Genomic DNA, 18,375 nt, shown 5'->3' with positions numbered 1-18,375 from the left:
GGTCGTCCTAGGTGCAGCTGTAGTTGGCACCGACGTCCTGGCGGTAGGTGGCCTGCATCTTCCCGCCGCCGCTGGAGTTCAGCGACCTGGTCATCGGCTCCATCTTGCTGGCGTTGTTGAAGAACTTGTTGCGTGTGGTGCGGTCCGAGTTGTACCCGACGCTGTTCCAGTGGTCGACCACGGCGTGGGTGTGCTCGTAGGTGAGCTCGCCCTGGGGGATCTTCGTGCCGGTCTTGTCGAACCAGTTCAGGCTGTTGCGGTAGGTCGAGTCATCGATCTTGTTGTAGTCGACCTTGTTGTTGAGCCCTTCGGTGGTCCACTTCCTCGCCATCTCCTCATGGGTCCCCTTCCAGTATCCGGAGGGGTACTCGCTGCTCCGGTCGTGCCGGGGCGGCGTGCCGCCGGCCGGCGCGGCGGCGGGCGGGTTGAAGTTGAGGACGCCGGTGCCGGGGAGCCCGCCGTTGAGCGGCTGCCAGGTGGGCGAGAGACCGAGCGGGTCGCAGGCCTGCAGGGGGTTGTCGACGTAGCCGTGGGCGTCGGGGGCCGGTTCCAGGCCCAGCGGGTCGGGGGTGAGGTAGCGGCCCGCGGCCGGGTCGTAGTAGCGGTAGACGTTGTAGTGGAGGCGGGACTCGGAGTCGTAGTACTGGCCGGGGAAGCGCAGCGGGGTGTCGGTGGCGTGCCGGCCCGTGTCGACCGGCACTCCCCACAGGGTGCTGTGCTGCTCCCACGCCGTGGAGCCGTCCTCGGTGAGGAGGCGCGTGGGGGTGCCGACCAGGTCGGTGACGATGGCGAAGAACTGGCGGTCGACGTCGTCCTCGCCGCCGGCGCCGGCGCCGGGGGTCGCCCCCGCCCGCACCACCTGCTCGTTCTGCGCGACCGGGTGGAGGCCCCGGTGGTCCCAGCTGAGGGTGTAGGGGCCGGGCAGTCCTGGGGCCTGGGAGGTCTGCTCGGCCAGCGACATCCCGTCCCAGGTGAAGTCGGTCCGCTCCAGGCCGCGCTCCTCCCCCGGGCCTTCCTCCAGCCGCTGCTTGGAGATCCGCCGGCCCAGCGGGTCGTAGCGGTAGCACCAGTGGGCGCCCTGCGGGGTGCGGAGCTCGATGAGGCGGTCCTCGGCGTCCCAGGTGTAGCTCCAGGTCCGCTGCTTGCCGGAGAGGGTGCGCTCGCGGCGGGCGACGACCCGCCCCTGGGCGTCGCGCTCATAGCTGATCCGCCCGGCCGAGCGCAGCAGCGACCCGTCGTAGTCGCGCGGGCCCTGGGCCGACGAGCCGCGGGTGCCGGACCAGGAGGCGTCCAGGAGATGCCCGGCGGGGTCGTAGGAGTACGCCTCCGTCCAGTCCGGGCCGGGGCCCTGGACGGAGGTGACCCGGCCGAGGCGGTCGGCGTGGAAGGCGGTGGTGGCGGCGGGCCGTTCGGGGGTTCGGTCGACGATCGAGGCGAGGTGGCCGTCCGGGCCGTAGGAGTAGGTGCGCTCCAGCCGGGCGGCGGGGCCGGTGGCGGTCTCCTGCCCCACCGCGCGGGCCTGGCCGGCGGCGGCGCCCGCGCCCGCGCCCGCGCCCGCGCCCGCGCCCGGCATGATCGACTGTGCGATCAGCCGGTCGCCGCTGTCCCAGTCGAAGGTCAGCGACAGCTGCGAGGCGAGGCCGCGGGCGGTCTCCCGCCCGGCCGGGTCGTGGGCGAAGATGATCCGGTGCCCGGCCGAGGTGAGGGACTCCGGTCGGCCCGCCGCGTCGTAGGTCCAACGGCTGACGGCTCCGGACGGCGTCTGCCGCCTGGTCAGCCGGCCGGCCGCGTCGAAGGCGTAGTCGATGCTGCGCCCGTCGACGGTCTCCCGCAGCAGCCGGCCCACCGCGTCGTAGCCGCGCAGCAGGGTGGTGTCCTCGTTGCGGGCGCGCTGCAGCCGGCCGGCCCGGTCGTAGGTGTACTCGGTGGTACGGCCGTCCGCGGACTTCTCGGTGACCCGCCCGACCGGGTCGTAGCGGTAGGAGACGGTCTGCCCGGCGCCGTTGCGGCGCTCGGTCAACTGCCCCGCGGCGTCGTAGGTGTAGTGGACCTCGCGTCCCTCGAAGTCCCGCTCGCGGACCGTCCGCCCCACCGGGTCGTAGCTGTACTCCCAGGTGAGGCCCTGGGGCTGGGTGACCCGGGTGAGGCGCAGCTCGCTGTCGTACTCGAGGGTGTAGCGGCTGCCGTCGGGCTCGATCCGGGCGGTGGGGAGGTGGAAGTGGGAGTACTCGAAGGCGGTGACCGCCCCGGACGGGGCCGTGTGGCGGAGGAGGTTGCCCTCGGGGTCGTACTCCCACTGCTCGCTCACGCCCTCGGCGTCGGTGGCGCAGAGGAGTTTGCCCTCGACGCTCCAGGCGTACCGGGTGGTGCGGCCGAGCTCGTCGGTCTCCGCGACGGTGCGTCCGAAGGCGTCGTACTCGTAGCGCACCCGGCCGCCCACCGGGTCGACGGACTCCAGGAGGAGTCCGCGGCCGTCGTAGCGGGCCGTCGTGGTGTTGCCGAGCGGGTCGGTCAGCGCGGTCAGGGATCCGGTGCGGTCGTGCTCGAAGCGGTAGACGGCGCCCGAGCGGTCGGTCAGCCGCGTCCGGTTACCGCGCTCGTCGAAGGACTGACGCCAGGTCAGCCCCTCCGGGGTGCGGACGGCCACCGGCCGGTGGCGGTCGTCGTACTCGATCTCCAGGTCTGTGCCGTCCGGCCGGTCGACCCGGACCGGCTCCCCGTGCTCGTCCAGGGTCAGCCGGGTCGCGTGCCCCAGCGGGTCGGTGTAGGAGAGCAGCCTGCCGTAGCGGTCGTGCTCGGTCTCCACGGCGTGGCCGAGCTGGTCCACGACCCGGCACAGATGCTGGTGCTCGTCGTAGTGGTACTCGATCCGGTGGCCGCGCCCGTCGGTGACCACGGTGGTCCGCCGGTCCGGGTCGTAGGCGAACCGGGCGTCAAGCGCGCCTTCCGGGCCGCGCCCCTCGGAGACCCTGCCCTGGGCGTCGTAGGAGTACGCGTACCAGTGGCCGTTGCGGTCGGTCCAGCCAGTGATCCGGTCCTGCTCGTCGTGCTCGTAGACCAGCGGCAGGCCGGAGGAGTTGACGACCTGCTTCAGCCGCCCGCGGGCGTCGTAGCCGAAGCGGACCACCTCGACGCCGGGGGCCTGGGCGTCATCGGTGCTCGCGGCGCCCGCCGCCGGTGCTGCCGGCTCTCCCGGCTCTCCGGCCTCTTCAGGTTCTCCGGCCTCTCCGGCCTCAAGCAGCCGAAGCCCCGCGACCCGCCAGCCGCCGGATGTGGACACCCGGTCGACCGCGACCACGGGACCGCCCGAATGCCGGACCTCGACCGGGAAGCCCTCCTCGTCCCGCACGAAGTCGATCCGCGAGTCGTTGCGGTCGCTCACCGCGCTCAGCGGCCGCACCCCACGCGTCCCGCTCTGCGGCTGGGGGAAGTGCCGGGTCAGACCGGTGTCGGGGTCCTCGATCCGGATGACGTCCGCGGAGTCCGAGCGCTCCCACACCAGCGGCCACCGCGCGCCGTCCTGGGGGTACACCCGCAGCCCGTGCGCCTGCGGGTACGGGTAGTGGAGCACCTGGCCGTCGTCCCCGGCGAAGTGGATCCCGGACTGGTCGACCTCCACGCGCTGCCCGAGGGTCGAGGACCAGCCGGGGCCGAAGAGGGTGCCGGTGCGGTACCCCGACGCGTACGCCCGCCGCAGGATCAGCGGAAGCGCCCCCGCCAGGTCCAGGTCGACGGCGGAAGTGATCATCTGGCCCGAGACCACATCGACCGGGTCGCCACCGGTCTGGCAGCGGCCGTTGCCCTCGGTGTGCTGGCCCCCGCCGGGCTTGGCACTGCCGAGCTTCGGCCCCTCCGGGTCCTTGAACTTCTCCGAGTGGGAGTTCCCCGGCCCGGAGCTCCCGGGCCCGGACCCCTTGGGCTTGCCGCCCCCACCGCCCCCGCTGCCGCCGGCGCCGGTGTGCGGGGCGGCGGGCTCATCGTGCCCGTGCCGCCCGAGGTCCCGAAGTCGGCCGGCGTGCTCGGCGTCGTTCTCGACGTGGTTCTTGACGACGCGGTCCAGGTTGTCGCCGGTCTGGTGGTAGAGCTTCCTGACGGCCTGCCCGGCGTCCTCGCCCAGACTCTTCCCGATCCGCCTGGCGCCATCAGCGATGATCTTGGATATCTCGCTCACGCGAAGCTCACACCCTCGGCGCGGACCTGGAATCCTGTGACATGCGGGAACTCCACGACTCGAAGGCCCAGTTCACACCCTCCGCCGGGCCGCCGCCCCGGCCGATACGTCAGTTCCCTCGCCATGCCAGACCCCCAACCTCGGATGTCCACGAACAACGTGAGGCTAGCCGATCATATGTAACTGCCTTGCAACAGCCATCGATTGGGCCCCCGACGCCCGTCTGGACCGAGACGGCCGTGGACACCGATCGGGCCGACATGGAGGAAGCCCTGCCAGCCCGGCCTCGGCTCCGGCTTCGGAGAGAGCGACCACGGCAGAACTGCCCGGCGACCGGCGCAGACGCTGCCGCGAGCGGCGAGAGCCGTCGGCGAGATGGCCGGAAGTCGCCGGAAGGCAACGCCGCTGCAACACCGGGGTGCCTAAGCTTGCCCTGTCCGTACGCGGCGGTCGATGAGGGGGGCCGGGCGATGGGCACAACGTTCCTGACCGCCGTGCGAGGGCGGAGCGGGCGTCTGCTGCACGCGGCCGCCGCCGCGCTGACCACGCCGCTGCTGCCCGCCGACTACCTCGCGCTGTTCGATCCCCTGCTGGGCGGGCGATGGCCGGCCGGCCGGGTGGAGTCGGTCCGGCCGGAGACCGCGGAGGCGACCACACTCGTCATCCGCCCAGGGCGCGGGTGGGGAGGATTCCGGGCCGGGCAGTACGTTCCGGTGGGGGTGGACATCGACGGAGTCCTGCACTGGCGCACCTACTCCCTCTCCTCCGCGCCCGGACGGCCCGGTGAGCCGTTCGCCCTCACCGTCAAGGCACTGCCGGACGGCCTGGTCTCCGGCCGACTCGCGCAGGACACCGGACCGGGCACGGTGCTGCGCCTCGGACCCGCCCAGGGCGATTTCACCCTCCCCGAACCACTGCCGGAGCGCACGCTCTTCCTGACCGCCGGGATCGGCCTCACCCCGGTGATGAGCATGCTGCGCGCCCTGGCGCGGCGCCAGGGCGGGCGGAACGCCTCGGCCGGCGATGTCGTGCTCGTCCACTCGGCTCCCGACCGGGCGGCCACCGTCTTCGGCCGCGAGCTGCGCGTCCTGTCCCGGAGGATGCCCTGGCTCCGAGTCCACCTCCACCACACCCGCACCTCCGGGCGGCGGCTCACCCCGCAGCGGTTGTCCGCGGTCTGCCCCGACTGGCGCGAACGGCAGACCTGGACCTGCGGCCCGGGACCGATGCTCGACGCACTGCGGCAGCACTGGCACGAACAGGGCCCGGCCGTCGAGCGACGTCTCCACCTGGAGCGGTTCCGTCCCGCCCTCCCCGCTGCCGCATCCGGCGCCGGCGCCGAGGACGGCCTGATCCGTTTTCAGCGCACCGGGGTCGACGTACCGGCCGGGGCCGGCGTCCCCCTCCTCCGGGCGGGTGAGGCGGCGGGGGTGGCCATGCCCAGCGGGTGCCGGATGGGGATCTGCTTCGGCTGTGTGGCCTCGCTCGTCCAGGGCCGGGTGCGTGATCTGCGGACCGGTGAGATCACCGGCGAGCCCGGCACCCTCGTGCAGACCTGCGTCTGCACAGCCGTCGGCACCGTGGCCGTCGATCTGTGAGTGAGCAGCACACCTACCTTCGAGGAGCCTCCGATGTCCGTGCAGACCATCCCCCGACCAGCGCCCGAAGCCGCCTCGCCCGGTCCCGCCTCGTACGGGCCCGCCTCGGAAGAGGCCCGCGCGCGGGCCTTCGGCGAAGCGCTGGACCTCCTGCGGCAGGAGGTCATCGCCGAGCGAGGTCGTGAGGACGCCCGCTACATCCACACACTGATCGCCCTCCAACGCGGTCTGGAGTGCGGGGGACGCGCGGCACTGGCGATCTCCCTCCTCCCGCCCGCCTGGCCGGCCGGCACTGCGATGCTCACCACGGCGAAGATCCTGGAGAACATGGAACTGGGCCACAACATCCTCCACGGGCAGTGGGACTGGATGCGCGACCCCGCGATCAACTCCGCGACCTGGGAGTGGGACTTTCCCACGCCGGCCGAGGCCTGGAAGCACACCCACAACGTCATCCACCACACCTTCACCAACGTGGTCGGCAAGGACCGCGACCTCGGCTACACCATCCTGCGGATGAGCCCCGACCAGCCCTGGCGCCCGGCGTATCTCGCCCAGCCCCTCTACGCGGCGCTGATCGCCCCGGTCTTCGAATGGGCCATCGCCCTGTACGACCTGGAGGTCGACGCGGTTGCGACGGGCCGCAAGAGCCCGCGCGCCCTTCTGCGCGACCTGGGGGCTCTGGGGCGCAAGGCCGTGCGCCAGGCCGCCAAGGACTACCTCCTCTTCCCGCTGCTGTCCGGCCCCTCGGCCCTGCCCTGCCTCCTCGGCAACCTCACGGCCAACACCGTGCGCAACCTGTGGGCCCACACCGTCATCTTCTGCGGGCATTTCCCCGAGGGCGCCCAGTCCTTCACCGAGGAGCGGATCGAGGGCGAGAGCCGCGGGCAGTGGTACGTCCGCCAGGCCCAGGGCTCCGCGAACATCGAGGGCGGCACGGTCCTCCACATCCTCACCGGCAACCTCAGCCACCAGATCGAGCACCACCTCTTCCCCGACCTCCCCAGCAACCGCTACGCGCAGATCGCCCCGCGGGTGCGCGCCCTGTGCGAGGAACACGGCATCCCCTACACCACCGGCCCCCTCCTGCGGCAGTACACCTCCGTCTGGTCCCGCATCCTGCGCCTGGCCCTGCCCTGACCGACCGGACCGCAGGATGCCGCCACCGTCGCCGGACCTCGACCGATCCGTGGGCCGGGGGCCTGCTACGCGGGTTCCTGCCTGTGCGCGGCCAGGGTCTTGGTGAGCAGCGCGTGGAGCTGGCGGCGCTCGTCCGCGTCCAGCCCTGAGAGCAGTTCGGCCTGGGCCTCGTCGGCGTTGAGCTGGATCTCTTCGAGATAGCTCATGCCCGACCGGTTGATGGTGACGAGGTTGCGACGGCGGTCGCCCGGGTCGGCCTGACGATCGATGTGGCCGCCGGCCTGAAGACGGGTGACGATGCCGCTGACGTCGTTCCGGTCCAGGCCGAGCCGCCTGCCGAGATCGGCCTGGCTGAGCGCGCCGTACTCCTCCAGTGCGGCGAGGACCGCGAAGTCGGAGCGTGCCGTGAGCGGCATCCGCCGGGCGGTCATCCGGGCGCCGATCGTGGAGAGCTTGTGCGCCTGCCAGCTCGTGAGCGCCCGCAGCCGCGCCGGGGGCTCGAGGTCGTCGTCCGCATCAGCCATGGCTTCACTATAGCCGTTGGCCGGCCCAACTAATTCGTGCTATGTTGGGCCTATCAACGTTGGTCTGCCCAACGTAATAGGCCCGGCGGGCTCACCGCCGGCCGACTACTCCCCGAGGAGCATCACCATCATGGTCGAAACCGTTCCGATTCCCGATCTCTCTGGTCGGCGCGTGCTGATCCCCGGAGGCACCGGAGGGGTCGGCGAAGGCGCCGTCCGCGCCTATCTCGCCGCCGGCGCCCAGGTCGTGGTGCCCACGCGCAGCCAGGAGCGGGCGCATCAGTTCCGCGATCTCCTCGGCACTGCGGCGAACGAGCGCCTCCACCTGTTCGAGCACGACTACACCAGCTTCGAGGGCGCCGAGAAGCTCGTGGCGACCATGGTCGAGCGGCTGGGCGGTGTGGACGACGTCCTCGCCCCGATCGGCGGCTGGTGGTACGGCAAGCGGCTGTGGGAGATCGACGAGACCGACTGGCAGGGCGCCTTCGTGGCACTGGCGACCACCCACATGGCCATGCTGCGCGCGGCTCTGCCTCGGCTGACACAGCAGGGCGCGTACTCCATAGTCGTGGGCGAGTCAGCCCACTCCCCGGTTCCCGGCAGCGGACTGGTCAGCATGGAGCAGGCCGCGCTGGCGATGATGCACCGGGTGGTCGCCGCCGAGCTCGGAAACGCCAAGCGCGTGTTCCTGCTCGAACTCGGCCCCGTGGCGACCCGCTTCACCGAGACCACCGACCCGGCCCAGGTCACGTCCGCACAGATCGGCGCGGTCGCCGTCGCGGCGTCCGCGTCGACGCAACCGGGCCGACACGTGCGGCTGCTCAACCGAACCCAGGCCGAAGACGCCCTCGTCTCGATCGGAGCGGCGCAGTGACCACCATCGGCCTGGACTACGAGGTCCTCGTGTCCCCCGCCATCGCGCTCGCCCTGCCCGATCGCCTGCCGGACGGCGGCGCCCGCACCTGGGCGCCGGTGTCCACCACACTCATCTATGGCCGGCGCGAGGCGATACTGGTCGATCCGCCCCTGACCGCCGCACAGGCGCAGAGCGTCGCAGACCGCGTCCACGCGACCGGCAGAACGCTCACCCACATCTTCGCCACCCACGCCCACGGAGACCACTGGTTCACCGCCGCGAGCCTGGCCGACCGGTTCCCCGAGGCCCAGGTGGTGGCCACGGCCGGGACCATCGAGCAGATGCACCGCGCGGCCCGGGCACGCGCCGGATTCTGGGACAAGATCCTGCCCGGACAGATCCCGGCATCGCCCGTCACGGCCATCGCCGCCGAGCGCCTCGACAACACGCTCGTCCTCGAAGGACATGAACTCTCCGTCATCGACGTCGGCCACAGCGACACCGACGCCACCAGCGTGCTCCACGCCCCCGACCTCGACCTCGTCGTCGCCGGAGACGTCGTCTACAACGGCGTCCACCAGTACCTCGTCGAATCCCTCGACGGAGGCCGGGACGCCTGGCGCCAGGCCATCGCCGTACTCGAAGACCTCGGCGCACGCAGAATCATCGCCGGCCACAAGAACCGCGAGCACGACGACGACGCGGCCCGACAGATCCGGCAGACCCGCCGCTACCTCACCGACGTCGACGAACTCCTCGCGACAGAGCCGACACCGGAACGCTTCTACCAGGCCATGGTTCGACGGCATCCGAACCACCTCAACCGCAGCAGCCTCTGGGGCAGCACCCAGGCTCTTTACGCGGGTCGCAGCTAAGGGCAAGGCATGGCGATTGCCCACGGGCAGGGATGCCGCGAGGGCAGCCGTCCTCTGTCTGTGCCGACAGACCTGGAGACCCTCAGGCGGCGGATCGTTTTAGCGCCGGGCAGGCCCCAGCGGACGCCGACGGTCTCCAGGCGCTCACCGATCAGGCGCCCGACCTGCGCTCTTTAGGCCGCCGCAAGGGAAAAGTGGCGGAATCTCCCCATCCGAACTCCTCTATTCCGAGCGCGGAGCTGGGAGCGCCTCAGGCAACCTGAGTGAGTACATGACAGCACGACCAGGGGGAATCATGCGCACAACAAAGCGCGGCATCGTCACCGCGTTCGCCATCGCCGCCACCCTCAGCCTGGCCACCGGGCCGCAGGCCATGGCCGCCGCACCGCCCGTCGCCCACCATCAAGGACCCCAGGGGCGGTGCGTCGAGGGACACCGCACCTTCTTCCTCGAGAAGAACGGCCCTGACGTATGGCCGGTCCTCGGCGGCCGCTACACCGCCGGGAATGTGGGCGTGGACTTCGCGGGATGCGTCGACCAGCCGCCCACCGCGTGGACAGCCACCATCACCAACCAAGACACCAGTGGCTGGGCAGGCTTCGACCAGTACGAGATCGAAGGGATCCTCAACACCCCGATTCCGGCGGGACCGAACGCGAAGTTCTTCCGACTGCGGCTGATCGTCAAGCAGTGCGTGCCGCTCGTGCACTGGATCTTCAACAAGACGTGCGCACAGGCCGACGAGATCGACGTCGACATCACCTTCTCGGAGAACGCGGTCTACCACTGGATGACCGACTACATCGACGTTTCCGCCGAACAACCCGCGAGCTGGTACAAGACCGAGCAGTTCGGCAGCAGTAGGCCGTACTTCAGCGAGTACGACACACCCTGATCCACGCCCGCGGTGGCCGGGTCACACCGCCCAACGCCCTTGCCGGCGGAGGGCGGCGTGGCCGGCGCCGGTCGGGAGGGCTCGCAGCCGCAGCCGCAGACCTCCCTCTCGGGTTGCGGTCCGCACCGGTCCGCGCCGTGCCGCGCCGTGCCGCGCCGTGCCGCGTCGGCGAGGAGCCGTTCAGAAGGTGGGCCGGATGGCTCCCACCGGTCGGCCGTGGCCGAGGACGGGGGCGGTGGAGAGGGAGTCGAGGACGGCGTCGGAGGCGGTGTCGACGCCGAGGCGGCGGAGGGCCGCGGCCATGACGACCGGGCGGGCGCGGGACGAGCCGTCAGTGATCTTGAGGGCGGCGGCGGAACCGTCCGGGAGGCCGATCGCGTAGACGCCCTCGGCACCGTCCTTGGCGACCGCACCCGGCAGGGCGCCCATCAGCCGCGTGACGTCCCGGCCGGTGCCGCCGACGTACTGCGGGTGGCCGCTCATCGCCTGGGCGACCCGGTGCTCGAGAGTGCCCCGCTCGGCGCGGGCCAGGGTGCCGAAGGCACGCGCGAGCCCGCGCAGGCTGAAGGCGAAGAGCGGTGCCCCGCAGCCGTCCACGCCGGTGGCGGCGACCTTCTCGCCGGCCAGGTCCTCCACCGTCGCGCACAGCGCCTGCTGCAGGGGGTGGGCGGGGTCGAGGTAGCTCTCGGTGTCCCAGCCGTTCGCCACACAGGTGGCCAGCATCGCCGCATGCTTGCCGGAGCAGTTCATGGTCAGCGGGCTCGGCGTGCCGCCCGCCGCGAGGTGGGCGCGCAGGGCGTCCTCGCCGATGGGGAGGGCCGCAGTGCAGCGCAGTGCGCCCACATCGAGGCCCGCGGAGGCCAGAACGGCGCGGACTCCGTCGAGATGGAAGGACTCCCCGGAGTGGCTGGCACAGGCGAGGGCGAGCAGTTCCCCGTCGAGGTCCAGCCCTGCGCGCAGCATGCCGACGGCCTGCAGGGGCTTGTTGGAGGAGCGCGGGTAGACCGGCGCGTCGACGTCGCCTATCCGCAGCGCCTCGGCGCCGTCGGGGCCGGCCGCCCACACCGTTCCGTGGTGTGCGGATTCCAGGAAATCGCCCCGCCACACCTCTGCCACCACCGTGTGCATCGCAGTCCACCGCTCTCGTAGTCGTTCAAGAAACTGACAACTGTTGACACTTATCACCCCCGGTGATGAACTGTCGAGCGCGCTCAGCGCTCCCGGCGCGGATCTTGACAGCCGTGCCCGACAGCCTGTCAACTGTCGACACTTTCATTGGACCGGAGGCGAGACGACGATGACCACCACCCTGCAGCGCGGCCTCGCCGTCCAGCTCGCGGAAGTCCTCCGTGAGCGCCTCCTCAGCGGCAGCCTCGCCCCCGGGACCCGGGTCAACGAGGTGACACTCGCCCAGGAACTCGGTATCAGCCGGGGCCCTCTGCGCGAGGCCGTGCGACAACTGGTCAGTGAGGGACTGCTCGTCCACACCCCCAACCGGGGCGCGACCGTCTTCCAGGCCGACGCCGACGACGTGCAAGCGCTCTTCGAACTGCGCACGGCACTGGAAACGGCGGCCTCCCGGCTGGCCGCCGACCGCCGCACCGACCAGGACGTCGCGGCGCTCCAGGCCGCCTGCACCCGGGCCCGCGAAACCATCCGCGAGAGCCGGCGCTTCGTCCACCGGCTGGACCTCGACTTCCACCGGACGCTCACCGCGACGGCGAGCAGCCCGCGGATCGCCGAGGAGCTGTGGCGCGTACAGCAGCAGATCATCCTGCTGCGCAGCACGATCGAGGTGCCCGTCGAGCACACCGCGGCCTCCCTGGAGGACCACGAGCAGATCGCCGACGCGATCGCCGCGGGCGCCGCCGAGCGCGCCGCCGAGCTGATGCGCGTCCATCTGGAGCGTGTACGGGTCCAGATGACGAATGCCCTCTCCCAGGCGTGACAGGCTCTTCGGCCCCGACCGGCGTGACCGCCCGACCGGCGTGACGGCCTGACCGGACCGGACAGCGCCGGGCCCCGGTGGCTCCGCCGGCCTCTCCCCGCACCGCCCATCCCTCCGTCCCCCATCCGCTCCCCCGACCGCCCTCACCCTGCCCAGTCGGCTGGGCCTTTGGAGTACCCGCATGCCGCTCCCTGACGACCCGACCACGCCCACCCCCGGCCCCACCGCCTCTCCTCCCGCACGGCCCACGCCCGGCCTCTGGGTGGCCGCGCTGCCGGTCGTCCTCATGTTGGCGCTGATGATCAGTGGGACCGTCTGGCTGGGGTTGGACCCGGTCGTCCTCCTGGTCGCCGCCTGTGCGGTGACCGGGATCGTGGCCCGGGTACTGGGGGTGACCTGGGAGCGGATGCTCACCGGCATCCGGTCGAAGATCGACGCGGCGATGCCCGCACTGCTGATCCTGATCTCCATCGGGATGCTGATCGGCACCTGGACGATCAGCGGCACCATCCCGATGATCGTCGACTGGGGCCTGGGGGCCATCCAGCCCGGCTGGATCGTCGTGCTGTCCTTCCTGATCACCCTGGTGGTCTCGACCATGACCGGTACCTCGTGGGGGGCCGTCGGCACCGTCGGGGTGGCGCTGATCGGCGTGGCCCGCGGGCTGGACGTGTCGCTGCCGATGACGGCGGGCGCGATCATCTCCGGCGCCTACTTCGGCGACAAGATGTCGCCGATGTCGGACACCACCAACCTGGCCCCGGCAGTGGCGGGTTCCACTCTCTTCGAGCACATCAGGCATCTGCTCTACACCACGGGACCGGCCGCGGTCATATCCGGGCTGCTGTACCTGATCCTCGGCCGGACGCAGCACTCCTCCCCCGGGGCCGGCGTCCGCGCCGACGCGCTGCAGAGGGCTCTGGAGCACGGCTTCCACTTCAACCTGCTGCTTCTGCTGCCGCCGGTGGTCATCCTGGCGGGCGCGCTGCTCAAGAAGCCGGCACTGCCCACCATCGTCGCCTCCTCGGCGCTCGCCGCGCTGCTGGGCGGGGTGATCCAGCACTTCTCGCTGAGCCAGATCTGCGAGACGGCCTCCACCGGCTTCACCACCGCGATGCTGGCCGGCCACGGCGGGCTCGACCCCGCCCACCTCCCTGACTCGGCGGCCACCCTCCTCAACCGGGGCGGGATGTCCTCGATGGCCTCGACGATGCTGATCGGCCTGGCCGGGTTCGCCTACGCGGGGATCCTGATGGAGACGGGCAGCCTGGAGGTGCTGATGGGCCGGCTGCTCGGCCGGGTACGCCGCACCGGGGGGATCATCCTCGCCACCGCCCTGTCCTCGTTGGGCGCGGCCTGCGCCATGGGGGTGTCCTACCTGGCCATCATCGTGCCCGGCCAGGCGTTCAAGGACGTCTACCCGCAGCGCGGGCTCGCCCCGAAGAACCTCTCCCGCACCCTGGAGGACTCCGGCACGGTCGTCGTGCCGCTGGTGCCGTGGACCGAGGCCGCGACGTACATGTCCACCACCCTCGGGGTGGCCACCCTCGCCTACGCCCCCTACGCCTTCCTCAACTACCTCGGCATCGTCATGGCCCTGGTCTGCGGCTACACCGGCATCGGCATCGCCCGGCAGGCCGTCCCCGCGGAGCGGACCTCGCCATCTCCCGTGCCCGAGGCCGCATGACCCTCCCGGCCGCCGGGAGGCCCAGGGGTCAATAGGCGGCGAGCAGTTGCCGGAGCAGCGCCGCGGTGGCCTCGCCGGTCGAGGGACGCGTGACGACGTTGACCTCCCAGGTGATGCGCTCCTTCAGCGGGACGACCTCGATGCCCTCGCTCGTCGGGAGCAGCAGGTCGGGAAGGAGCGCGATGCCGAGGCCGTTCGCGACGAAGACCGGGATCGCGCTGGTCTCGGTCGCCTCCGCCCGTACGTCGCGCAGGAATCCGCGCGCGCCGAGCGCGGCGTCGAGGACGTCCCGGTTGCCGAAGCCGACCGGGGCGTCCACGAAGCGCTCGCCCGCGAGGTCCGTCAGCGCCAGTTCCGGACGCGAGGCGAGTTCGTGGCCGGCCGGGAGGACGACCACGTAGCGCGAGGTGGCGAGGCGGTGCACCGCCAGGCCTGGGCCCGCGGTGGCCGCCGGTAGCCCGTACATGCTCAGGTCCAGCCGCCCGCGCCGGACGGCTTCGGCGAGCTCTGCCGAGCCGGACGCGGACGCGCGCAGTCGCAGGTCGACCAGCGGGTGTTCGCGATGGAAGGCGCCGATGACGCGCGGGATCGCGAGGTAGCTCACGCTGGAGAACACCCCGATGCGCAGCTGCCCCCGCAGCTCGCCCCGGGGGTCGGCGGCGGTGCGGGCCCGGGCCTCGGCGTCGACCAGCGCGCGAAGCGCGGGCAGCACCGCCTCGCCGGCGGGGGTGATCCGCACCCCCCGCTGGTTCCGCTCGAAGAGCGCGGTGCCGAGCTCCCGCTCCAGCGCCCGGACGCCGGCGGAGACGGTCGACTGTCCCGCGTAGACCCGCTGCGCGGCTCGGGTGAAGCTCAGCTCATCGGCGACCGCGATCGCGTACTCGACCAGCCGGGTCTCCATACCTCGCGCCTCCTCTACCATCGTCCTGGTCGATGACTGTGACCAAGAGTATGCGTTGGACGCGATGACATGGGGTGCCGAGCATGGAGGCATGACGACAACCGCGGCTCCCCCGCCGACTCCGGCACCGACGCCGACGCCGACCCCGCCCCTGTCCGCTGCCCCTGGACGGCTCCCGCATGGTGCCGGGTTCTGGATCATCGCCCTCGCCTTCGCGAGCGAACTCGCGTTCTGCGCTGTCCCGACCCCCCTCTACGCGATCTACCAGCAGCGCGACGGCTTCCCGACGATCGTCCTCACCGTCATCTTCGCCGCCTACGCGGTCGGGGTGATGCTGAGCCTGTATCTCGCGGGACACGTCTCGGACTGGCTCGGACGCCGACGCGTCATCCTCGGCTCGCTGCTCCTCAACCTGCTGGCCGCGATCCTCTTCCTCGTCTGGAACGACGTCGCCGGCCTCCTCCTGGCCCGCTTCGTCAGCGGACTCGGCATCGGCATCCTCACCGCCACCGCGACCGCCCACCTGTCCGAACTCGGCGCGGCGGCCAACCACGCCAAGGGCCGCGTCGCCCTGGTGTCGACCTTCGCCAACCTGGGCGGCATCGGCCTCGGCCCGCTGATCGGCGGCCTCCTCGCGACCTGGTCGACGCGGCCGCTCAGCACTCCCTACCTGGCCTTCGCCATCCTCCTGGCCGTCGAAGGGATCCTGGTCGCCTTCGTCCCCGAGACGGTCGAGCGCCGCGAGGAGCGCCCTGCCTACCGGCCCCAGCGCGTCGCGGTGCCGGCGGCCGGCCGGGGCGCCTTCTGGGCGGCCGGAGCGGCGGCGTTCGGGGCGTTCGCCGTGTTCGGCACCCTCATGGGCCTGTCCTCGACCTTCCTGGTGGCGCTTCTGGGGCTGCACTCGCACCTCCTCGCCGGCCTGTCGCCGTTCGTCCTCTTCATGGCGGCCGCCCTGGCACAGATCGCCACGGTCCGGCTGGCACCCGGTCCGCAGATCCGGCTGGCCATCGCACTCGCCGCACTCGGCCTGGTCAGCACCGGCATCGCCGCCGTCATCGCCTCGCTCGCACTGTTCCTCGTCGGCGGCGGGATCACCGGCGCAGGCATCGGCATCCTGTTCCGCGCCGCCCTCGGCACCGTCGCCGCGGTCGCGGACGCGGAGCGCCGAGGCGAGGCCCTCGCCGGCACCTTCCTCATCGCCTACGCCGGCATGACCATCCCGCCACTGCTCACCGCCGCCGCCCTCACCGTCTGGCCCGCACTCCCGGTCCTGGTCAGCCTGCTCGCCTTCGCCGCGCTCCTCGTCCTCCTCTCCGGCTCCCGGATGCTGCGCCACTGAGGGGTCCAGCTCCCCACCGCCCCACGGCTCGGCGAGGTCGGCGCCTGGGCCCATGGCCCATGGCCCAGGCGTCCTGGAGGAGGGTGTGTTCCCTCGGGTCGGCGGCGACCGCCCTGTGCAGGGTGCCGTCAGGCCGCGGTGGCGCCGGCTCCGTCGCCGAGGCCGTCGCTCAGGGCCTTCAGCTGGGCCACGATGTCGTTGAGGCCCATCTCGACGCGGCTGTAGACCTCGCCGTTGAGGACCAGGGTGCCGTCGAAGTCGCCGGCGTTGGCGTAGAAGCCGACCGGCGCGGTGGCGGCCTGGAAGAAGGCGAACAGCGGTCGGAGGGCGTGCTCGATGACGAGCGCGTGCCGGTCGCTTCCGCCGGTGGCCACCAGGATGACGGGCTTGTTCGCCAGGGCGTACTGGTCGACGAGGTCGAAGAAGTGCTTGAACATCCCGGCGTACGAGGCCCGGAACACCGGGGTCGCGGCGACGAGGACGTCGGCCCCTTCGGCCAGCCGAATCCGCTGTTCGACCTCGGGCGAGACCTCCTCGCGGAGGACGGCGTCCGTGAAGCCGTGCCCCAGTCGGTAGACGTCGATCCGGTGGACTTCGACCGGCAGGAGTTCCTCCAGCCGGGAGGTCACCAGGCCGGCCAGCCCCATCGTCCGGGAGCGCTCGTTGGGGCTGCCGTTGACGACGACGACCCTCAGCGGCCGGCTCATGCCGGGCTCCCGGCCGTGCTGGACAGTTCTCGCCGCAGCACGGGGGCGACCTCGGTGCCCAGGCGCTCTATGGCGGTGAGATGCTCGCGCTGCGGCAGGTGCCCGTAGCCGAGTTGGAGCAGGGCCCGGGTGGCTCCGTAGGCCTCGTGATAGGCCATCAGTTTGTCGACGACCTCCTGCGCGCTGCCCACCAGGAGGGCCCCGTTCGGTGTCGCCTGAGCGTCGAAGGCGCGCCGGGGCAGGGCGAATCCGGCTCCGCGCTGGTGGTTGTTCTCCCGCATTCCCACGGCGAAGTACGGATACATCGTGTCCCGGGCGCCCTGGCTGGTCGCGCCGACATAGCCGTGGGCGGTGATGCCGACCCGGGCCTCCTCGGCGGGGTGGCCGGCCGACTCGAAGCTCTCGTAGTACTTCTCCACTCGGTCGGCGAACTGCCGGAGGGGGCCGAGGAGGAGGCCGAGAGCCAATGGCAGCCCCAGCGAGCCCGCTCGGACGGAGGACGCGGCCGTGCCACCGCTTCCGATCCAGATCGGCAGTGCGCCGACCGGGCGGGGAGCGATGTCGAGTCCGCTGAGGTCGCGGGTGTGCGGGCTGCCGTGCCAGGTCGCGGGGTTCTCACGGCGGATGGCGAGCAGGGCGTCGAGTTTCTCCCGGTACAGGTCCGCGTAGTCGGCCACGTCATAGCCGAACAGCGGGAACGACTCCGTGAAGGAGCCCCGGCCGGCGATGATCTCCGCTCTGCCGTCCGAGAGGAGGTCCAGGGTCGCGAAGTTCTGGAAGACCCGCACCGGGTCTTCCGAGCCCAGCACGGTGACCCCGCTGCTGAGGCGGATGCGGCGGGTGCGAGCGGCCACCGCCGCCAGGATGACCGGCGGGGCCGAGGCGACGAAGTCGGAGCGATGGTGCTCGCCGACCGCGAAGACGTCCAGCCCGACCTCGTCGGCGAGGACGGCCTGCTCGACGATCTCGGCCATCCGTTCCCGAGGCGAGGTCCGCCTGCCGGTGGTGAGATCCGGGCTGATCTCGCCGAAGGTGATGATCCCGATCTCAAAGGGGTGTGACATTGCCCCTCCTAGGAAGCGACGCGGCGGCCGGCTGCCGCCGCCGGGTGAGCTCGCTCACATAGGTGACGTATCACCTATATGACAGGGACCATACATGATGCGTCACCAACTTGCTAGACTGTCCGCATGGTCGAGAGGAACGAGGTCCGCTGGCTGAACGAGGACGAGCAGCGGATGTGGCGGGAGTGGATGGCTCTGGACGCGGAGCTGCTGGCCACGCTCAACCGCGAGATGCAGACCCAAGCCGGGCTCTCCACGCCGGACTACCAGGTGCTCGTCGTACTGACCGAGTCCGAGCAGGGGCGGAGCCGGGTGTCCGACCTGGCGGCCGCGTTGCAGTGGGAACGCAGCCGGGTCTCCCACCACGTGACGCGGATGGAGAAACGGGATCTGGTCTCCCGGCGCGGGTGCCCGGACGACGGCCGCGGCGCCTTCGTGCGGATCACCGAGACCGGACGGGCGGCCATCGAGCGGGCCGCCCCCGACCATGTCCGCACCGTACGCGATCTGGTCTTCGACGCCCTCAGCGCGGATGAGGTCGCCCGGCTCGGCGAGATCTTCGAGCGGCTGCGCGCGCGCCTCAGCCGCCCATCCGCCTGACGCGCGCGTCTTCGGCGTCTGAAGAGCGCCCAACGTCGGGGCAGGCGTCGCGCGCGCCGGCCCACTGGGC

General features: G+C 71.7%; 15 protein-coding genes. 9 read left to right on the top strand and 6 right to left on the bottom strand.

Annotation, left to right across the window (positions count from 1 at the left end; genetic code table 11):
* Nucleotides 1-7 precede the first annotated feature (7 nt).
* Nucleotides 8-4,171, bottom strand: a complete 4,164-nt coding sequence (locus BS73_RS03495) for a DUF6531 domain-containing protein (RefSeq protein WP_051939252.1) — start codon at nt 4,169-4,171, stop codon at nt 8-10.
* A 470-nt stretch (nt 4,172-4,641) separates the two neighbouring features.
* On the opposite strand from BS73_RS03495, the gene BS73_RS03490 reads away from it, so the two are divergent.
* Nucleotides 4,642-5,769, top strand: a complete 1,128-nt coding sequence (locus tag BS73_RS03490; protein ID WP_084703728.1) for a ferredoxin reductase — start codon at nt 4,642-4,644, stop codon at nt 5,767-5,769.
* 33 nt (nt 5,770-5,802) lie between these two features.
* A complete protein-coding gene (locus tag BS73_RS03485; RefSeq protein WP_084703727.1) occupies nt 5,803-6,909 on the top strand; it encodes a fatty acid desaturase family protein in 1,107 nt (368 codons plus the stop codon).
* Between the two features lie 65 nt (nt 6,910-6,974).
* Here the strand turns inward: BS73_RS03485 and BS73_RS03480 are convergent, their stop codons facing one another.
* Nucleotides 6,975-7,433, bottom strand: a complete 459-nt coding sequence (locus BS73_RS03480; protein ID WP_037569066.1) for a MarR family winged helix-turn-helix transcriptional regulator — start codon at nt 7,431-7,433, stop codon at nt 6,975-6,977.
* 172 nt (nt 7,434-7,605) lie between these two features.
* Here BS73_RS03480 and BS73_RS03475 point away from each other — a divergent pair, with 172 nt between their 5' ends.
* The 3 genes from BS73_RS03475 (at nt 7,606) to BS73_RS03465 (ending at nt 10,059) form a co-directional block, all read left to right on the top strand.
* Nucleotides 7,606-8,307, top strand: a complete 702-nt coding sequence (locus BS73_RS03475) for an SDR family oxidoreductase (RefSeq protein WP_037569064.1) — start codon at nt 7,606-7,608, stop codon at nt 8,305-8,307.
* Nucleotides 8,304-9,164 (top strand): MBL fold metallo-hydrolase, encoded by an 861-nt coding sequence (locus BS73_RS03470; protein WP_063836897.1) that lies wholly within the window; start codon nt 8,304-8,306, stop codon nt 9,162-9,164. Before BS73_RS03475 ends, BS73_RS03470 begins: the two co-directional genes overlap by 4 nt.
* A gap of 295 nt (nt 9,165-9,459) precedes the next feature.
* Nucleotides 9,460-10,059, top strand: coding sequence for a hypothetical protein (locus tag BS73_RS03465; protein ID WP_037569063.1), 600 nt, complete (start codon nt 9,460-9,462; stop codon nt 10,057-10,059).
* A 180-nt stretch (nt 10,060-10,239) separates the two neighbouring features.
* Here the strand turns inward: BS73_RS03465 and BS73_RS03460 are convergent, their stop codons facing one another.
* Nucleotides 10,240-11,187, bottom strand: a complete 948-nt coding sequence (locus BS73_RS03460; RefSeq protein ID WP_037569061.1) for an asparaginase — start codon at nt 11,185-11,187, stop codon at nt 10,240-10,242.
* A gap of 169 nt (nt 11,188-11,356) precedes the next feature.
* Here BS73_RS03460 and BS73_RS03455 point away from each other — a divergent pair, with 169 nt between their 5' ends.
* Entirely contained in the window at nt 11,357-12,007 is a 651-nt protein-coding gene (locus tag BS73_RS03455) for a GntR family transcriptional regulator (RefSeq protein WP_037569060.1), read from the top strand.
* A 181-nt stretch (nt 12,008-12,188) separates the two neighbouring features.
* Nucleotides 12,189-13,694 carry a Na+/H+ antiporter NhaC gene (gene nhaC / locus BS73_RS03450; protein WP_051939250.1) on the top strand — a complete coding sequence of 502 codons (1,506 nt, stop codon included), beginning with the start codon at nt 12,189-12,191 and terminating at the stop codon, nt 13,692-13,694.
* A gap of 28 nt (nt 13,695-13,722) precedes the next feature.
* Here nhaC and BS73_RS03445 read toward each other — a convergent pair whose 3' ends face one another.
* Nucleotides 13,723-14,595, bottom strand: a complete 873-nt coding sequence (locus BS73_RS03445) for a LysR family transcriptional regulator (RefSeq protein WP_037569058.1) — start codon at nt 14,593-14,595, stop codon at nt 13,723-13,725.
* Nucleotides 14,596-14,686: 91 nt separating this feature from the next.
* Here BS73_RS03445 and BS73_RS03440 point away from each other — a divergent pair, with 91 nt between their 5' ends.
* Entirely contained in the window at nt 14,687-15,934 is a 1,248-nt protein-coding gene (locus BS73_RS03440; RefSeq protein ID WP_037569056.1) for an MFS transporter, read from the top strand.
* Between the two features lie 128 nt (nt 15,935-16,062).
* Here BS73_RS03440 and BS73_RS03435 read toward each other — a convergent pair whose 3' ends face one another.
* Together BS73_RS03435 and BS73_RS03430 are read right to left on the bottom strand one after the other, a co-directional pair.
* Entirely contained in the window at nt 16,063-16,641 is a 579-nt protein-coding gene (locus BS73_RS03435; RefSeq protein ID WP_037569055.1) for an NAD(P)H-dependent oxidoreductase, read from the bottom strand.
* Complete coding sequence (locus BS73_RS03430) at nt 16,638-17,705, bottom strand: LLM class flavin-dependent oxidoreductase (protein WP_037569054.1); 1,068 nt, start codon at nt 17,703-17,705, stop codon at nt 16,638-16,640. Before BS73_RS03430 ends, BS73_RS03435 begins: the two co-directional genes overlap by 4 nt.
* Nucleotides 17,706-17,831: 126 nt before the next feature.
* Here BS73_RS03430 and BS73_RS03425 point away from each other — a divergent pair, with 126 nt between their 5' ends.
* Nucleotides 17,832-18,305, top strand: coding sequence for a MarR family winged helix-turn-helix transcriptional regulator (locus tag BS73_RS03425; RefSeq protein WP_037569053.1), 474 nt, complete (start codon nt 17,832-17,834; stop codon nt 18,303-18,305).
* Nucleotides 18,306-18,375: the final 70 nt, after the last annotated feature.

The sequence above is a fragment of the Phaeacidiphilus oryzae TH49 genome, from assembly GCF_000744815.1.
Classification (GTDB): domain Bacteria; phylum Actinomycetota; class Actinomycetes; order Streptomycetales; family Streptomycetaceae; genus Phaeacidiphilus; species Phaeacidiphilus oryzae.
This window is presented reverse-complemented; position numbering and strand designations above follow the sequence as displayed.

Excerpts from the sequence above, each read along its gene's own strand:
- BS73_RS03490 (WP_084703728.1), top strand. The coding sequence starts at position 4,642 with ATGGGCACAACGTTCCTGACCGCCGTGCGAGGGCGGAGCGGGCGTCTG.
- BS73_RS03485 (WP_084703727.1), top strand. The coding sequence starts at position 5,803 with ATGTCCGTGCAGACCATCCCCCGACCAGCGCCCGAAGCCGCCTCGCCC.
- BS73_RS03480 (WP_037569066.1), bottom strand. The coding sequence starts at position 7,433 with ATGGCTGATGCGGACGACGACCTCGAGCCCCCGGCGCGGCTGCGGGCG.
- BS73_RS03465 (WP_037569063.1), top strand. The coding sequence starts at position 9,460 with ATGCGCACAACAAAGCGCGGCATCGTCACCGCGTTCGCCATCGCCGCC.
- BS73_RS03460 (WP_037569061.1), bottom strand. The coding sequence starts at position 11,187 with ATGCACACGGTGGTGGCAGAGGTGTGGCGGGGCGATTTCCTGGAATCC.
- BS73_RS03455 (WP_037569060.1), top strand. The coding sequence starts at position 11,357 with ATGACCACCACCCTGCAGCGCGGCCTCGCCGTCCAGCTCGCGGAAGTC.
- nhaC (WP_051939250.1), top strand. The coding sequence starts at position 12,189 with ATGCCGCTCCCTGACGACCCGACCACGCCCACCCCCGGCCCCACCGCC.
- BS73_RS03445 (WP_037569058.1), bottom strand. The coding sequence starts at position 14,595 with ATGGAGACCCGGCTGGTCGAGTACGCGATCGCGGTCGCCGATGAGCTG.
- BS73_RS03440 (WP_037569056.1), top strand. The coding sequence starts at position 14,687 with ATGACGACAACCGCGGCTCCCCCGCCGACTCCGGCACCGACGCCGACG.
- BS73_RS03435 (WP_037569055.1), bottom strand. The coding sequence starts at position 16,641 with ATGAGCCGGCCGCTGAGGGTCGTCGTCGTCAACGGCAGCCCCAACGAG.
- BS73_RS03430 (WP_037569054.1), bottom strand. The coding sequence starts at position 17,705 with ATGTCACACCCCTTTGAGATCGGGATCATCACCTTCGGCGAGATCAGC.
- BS73_RS03425 (WP_037569053.1), top strand. The coding sequence starts at position 17,832 with ATGGTCGAGAGGAACGAGGTCCGCTGGCTGAACGAGGACGAGCAGCGG.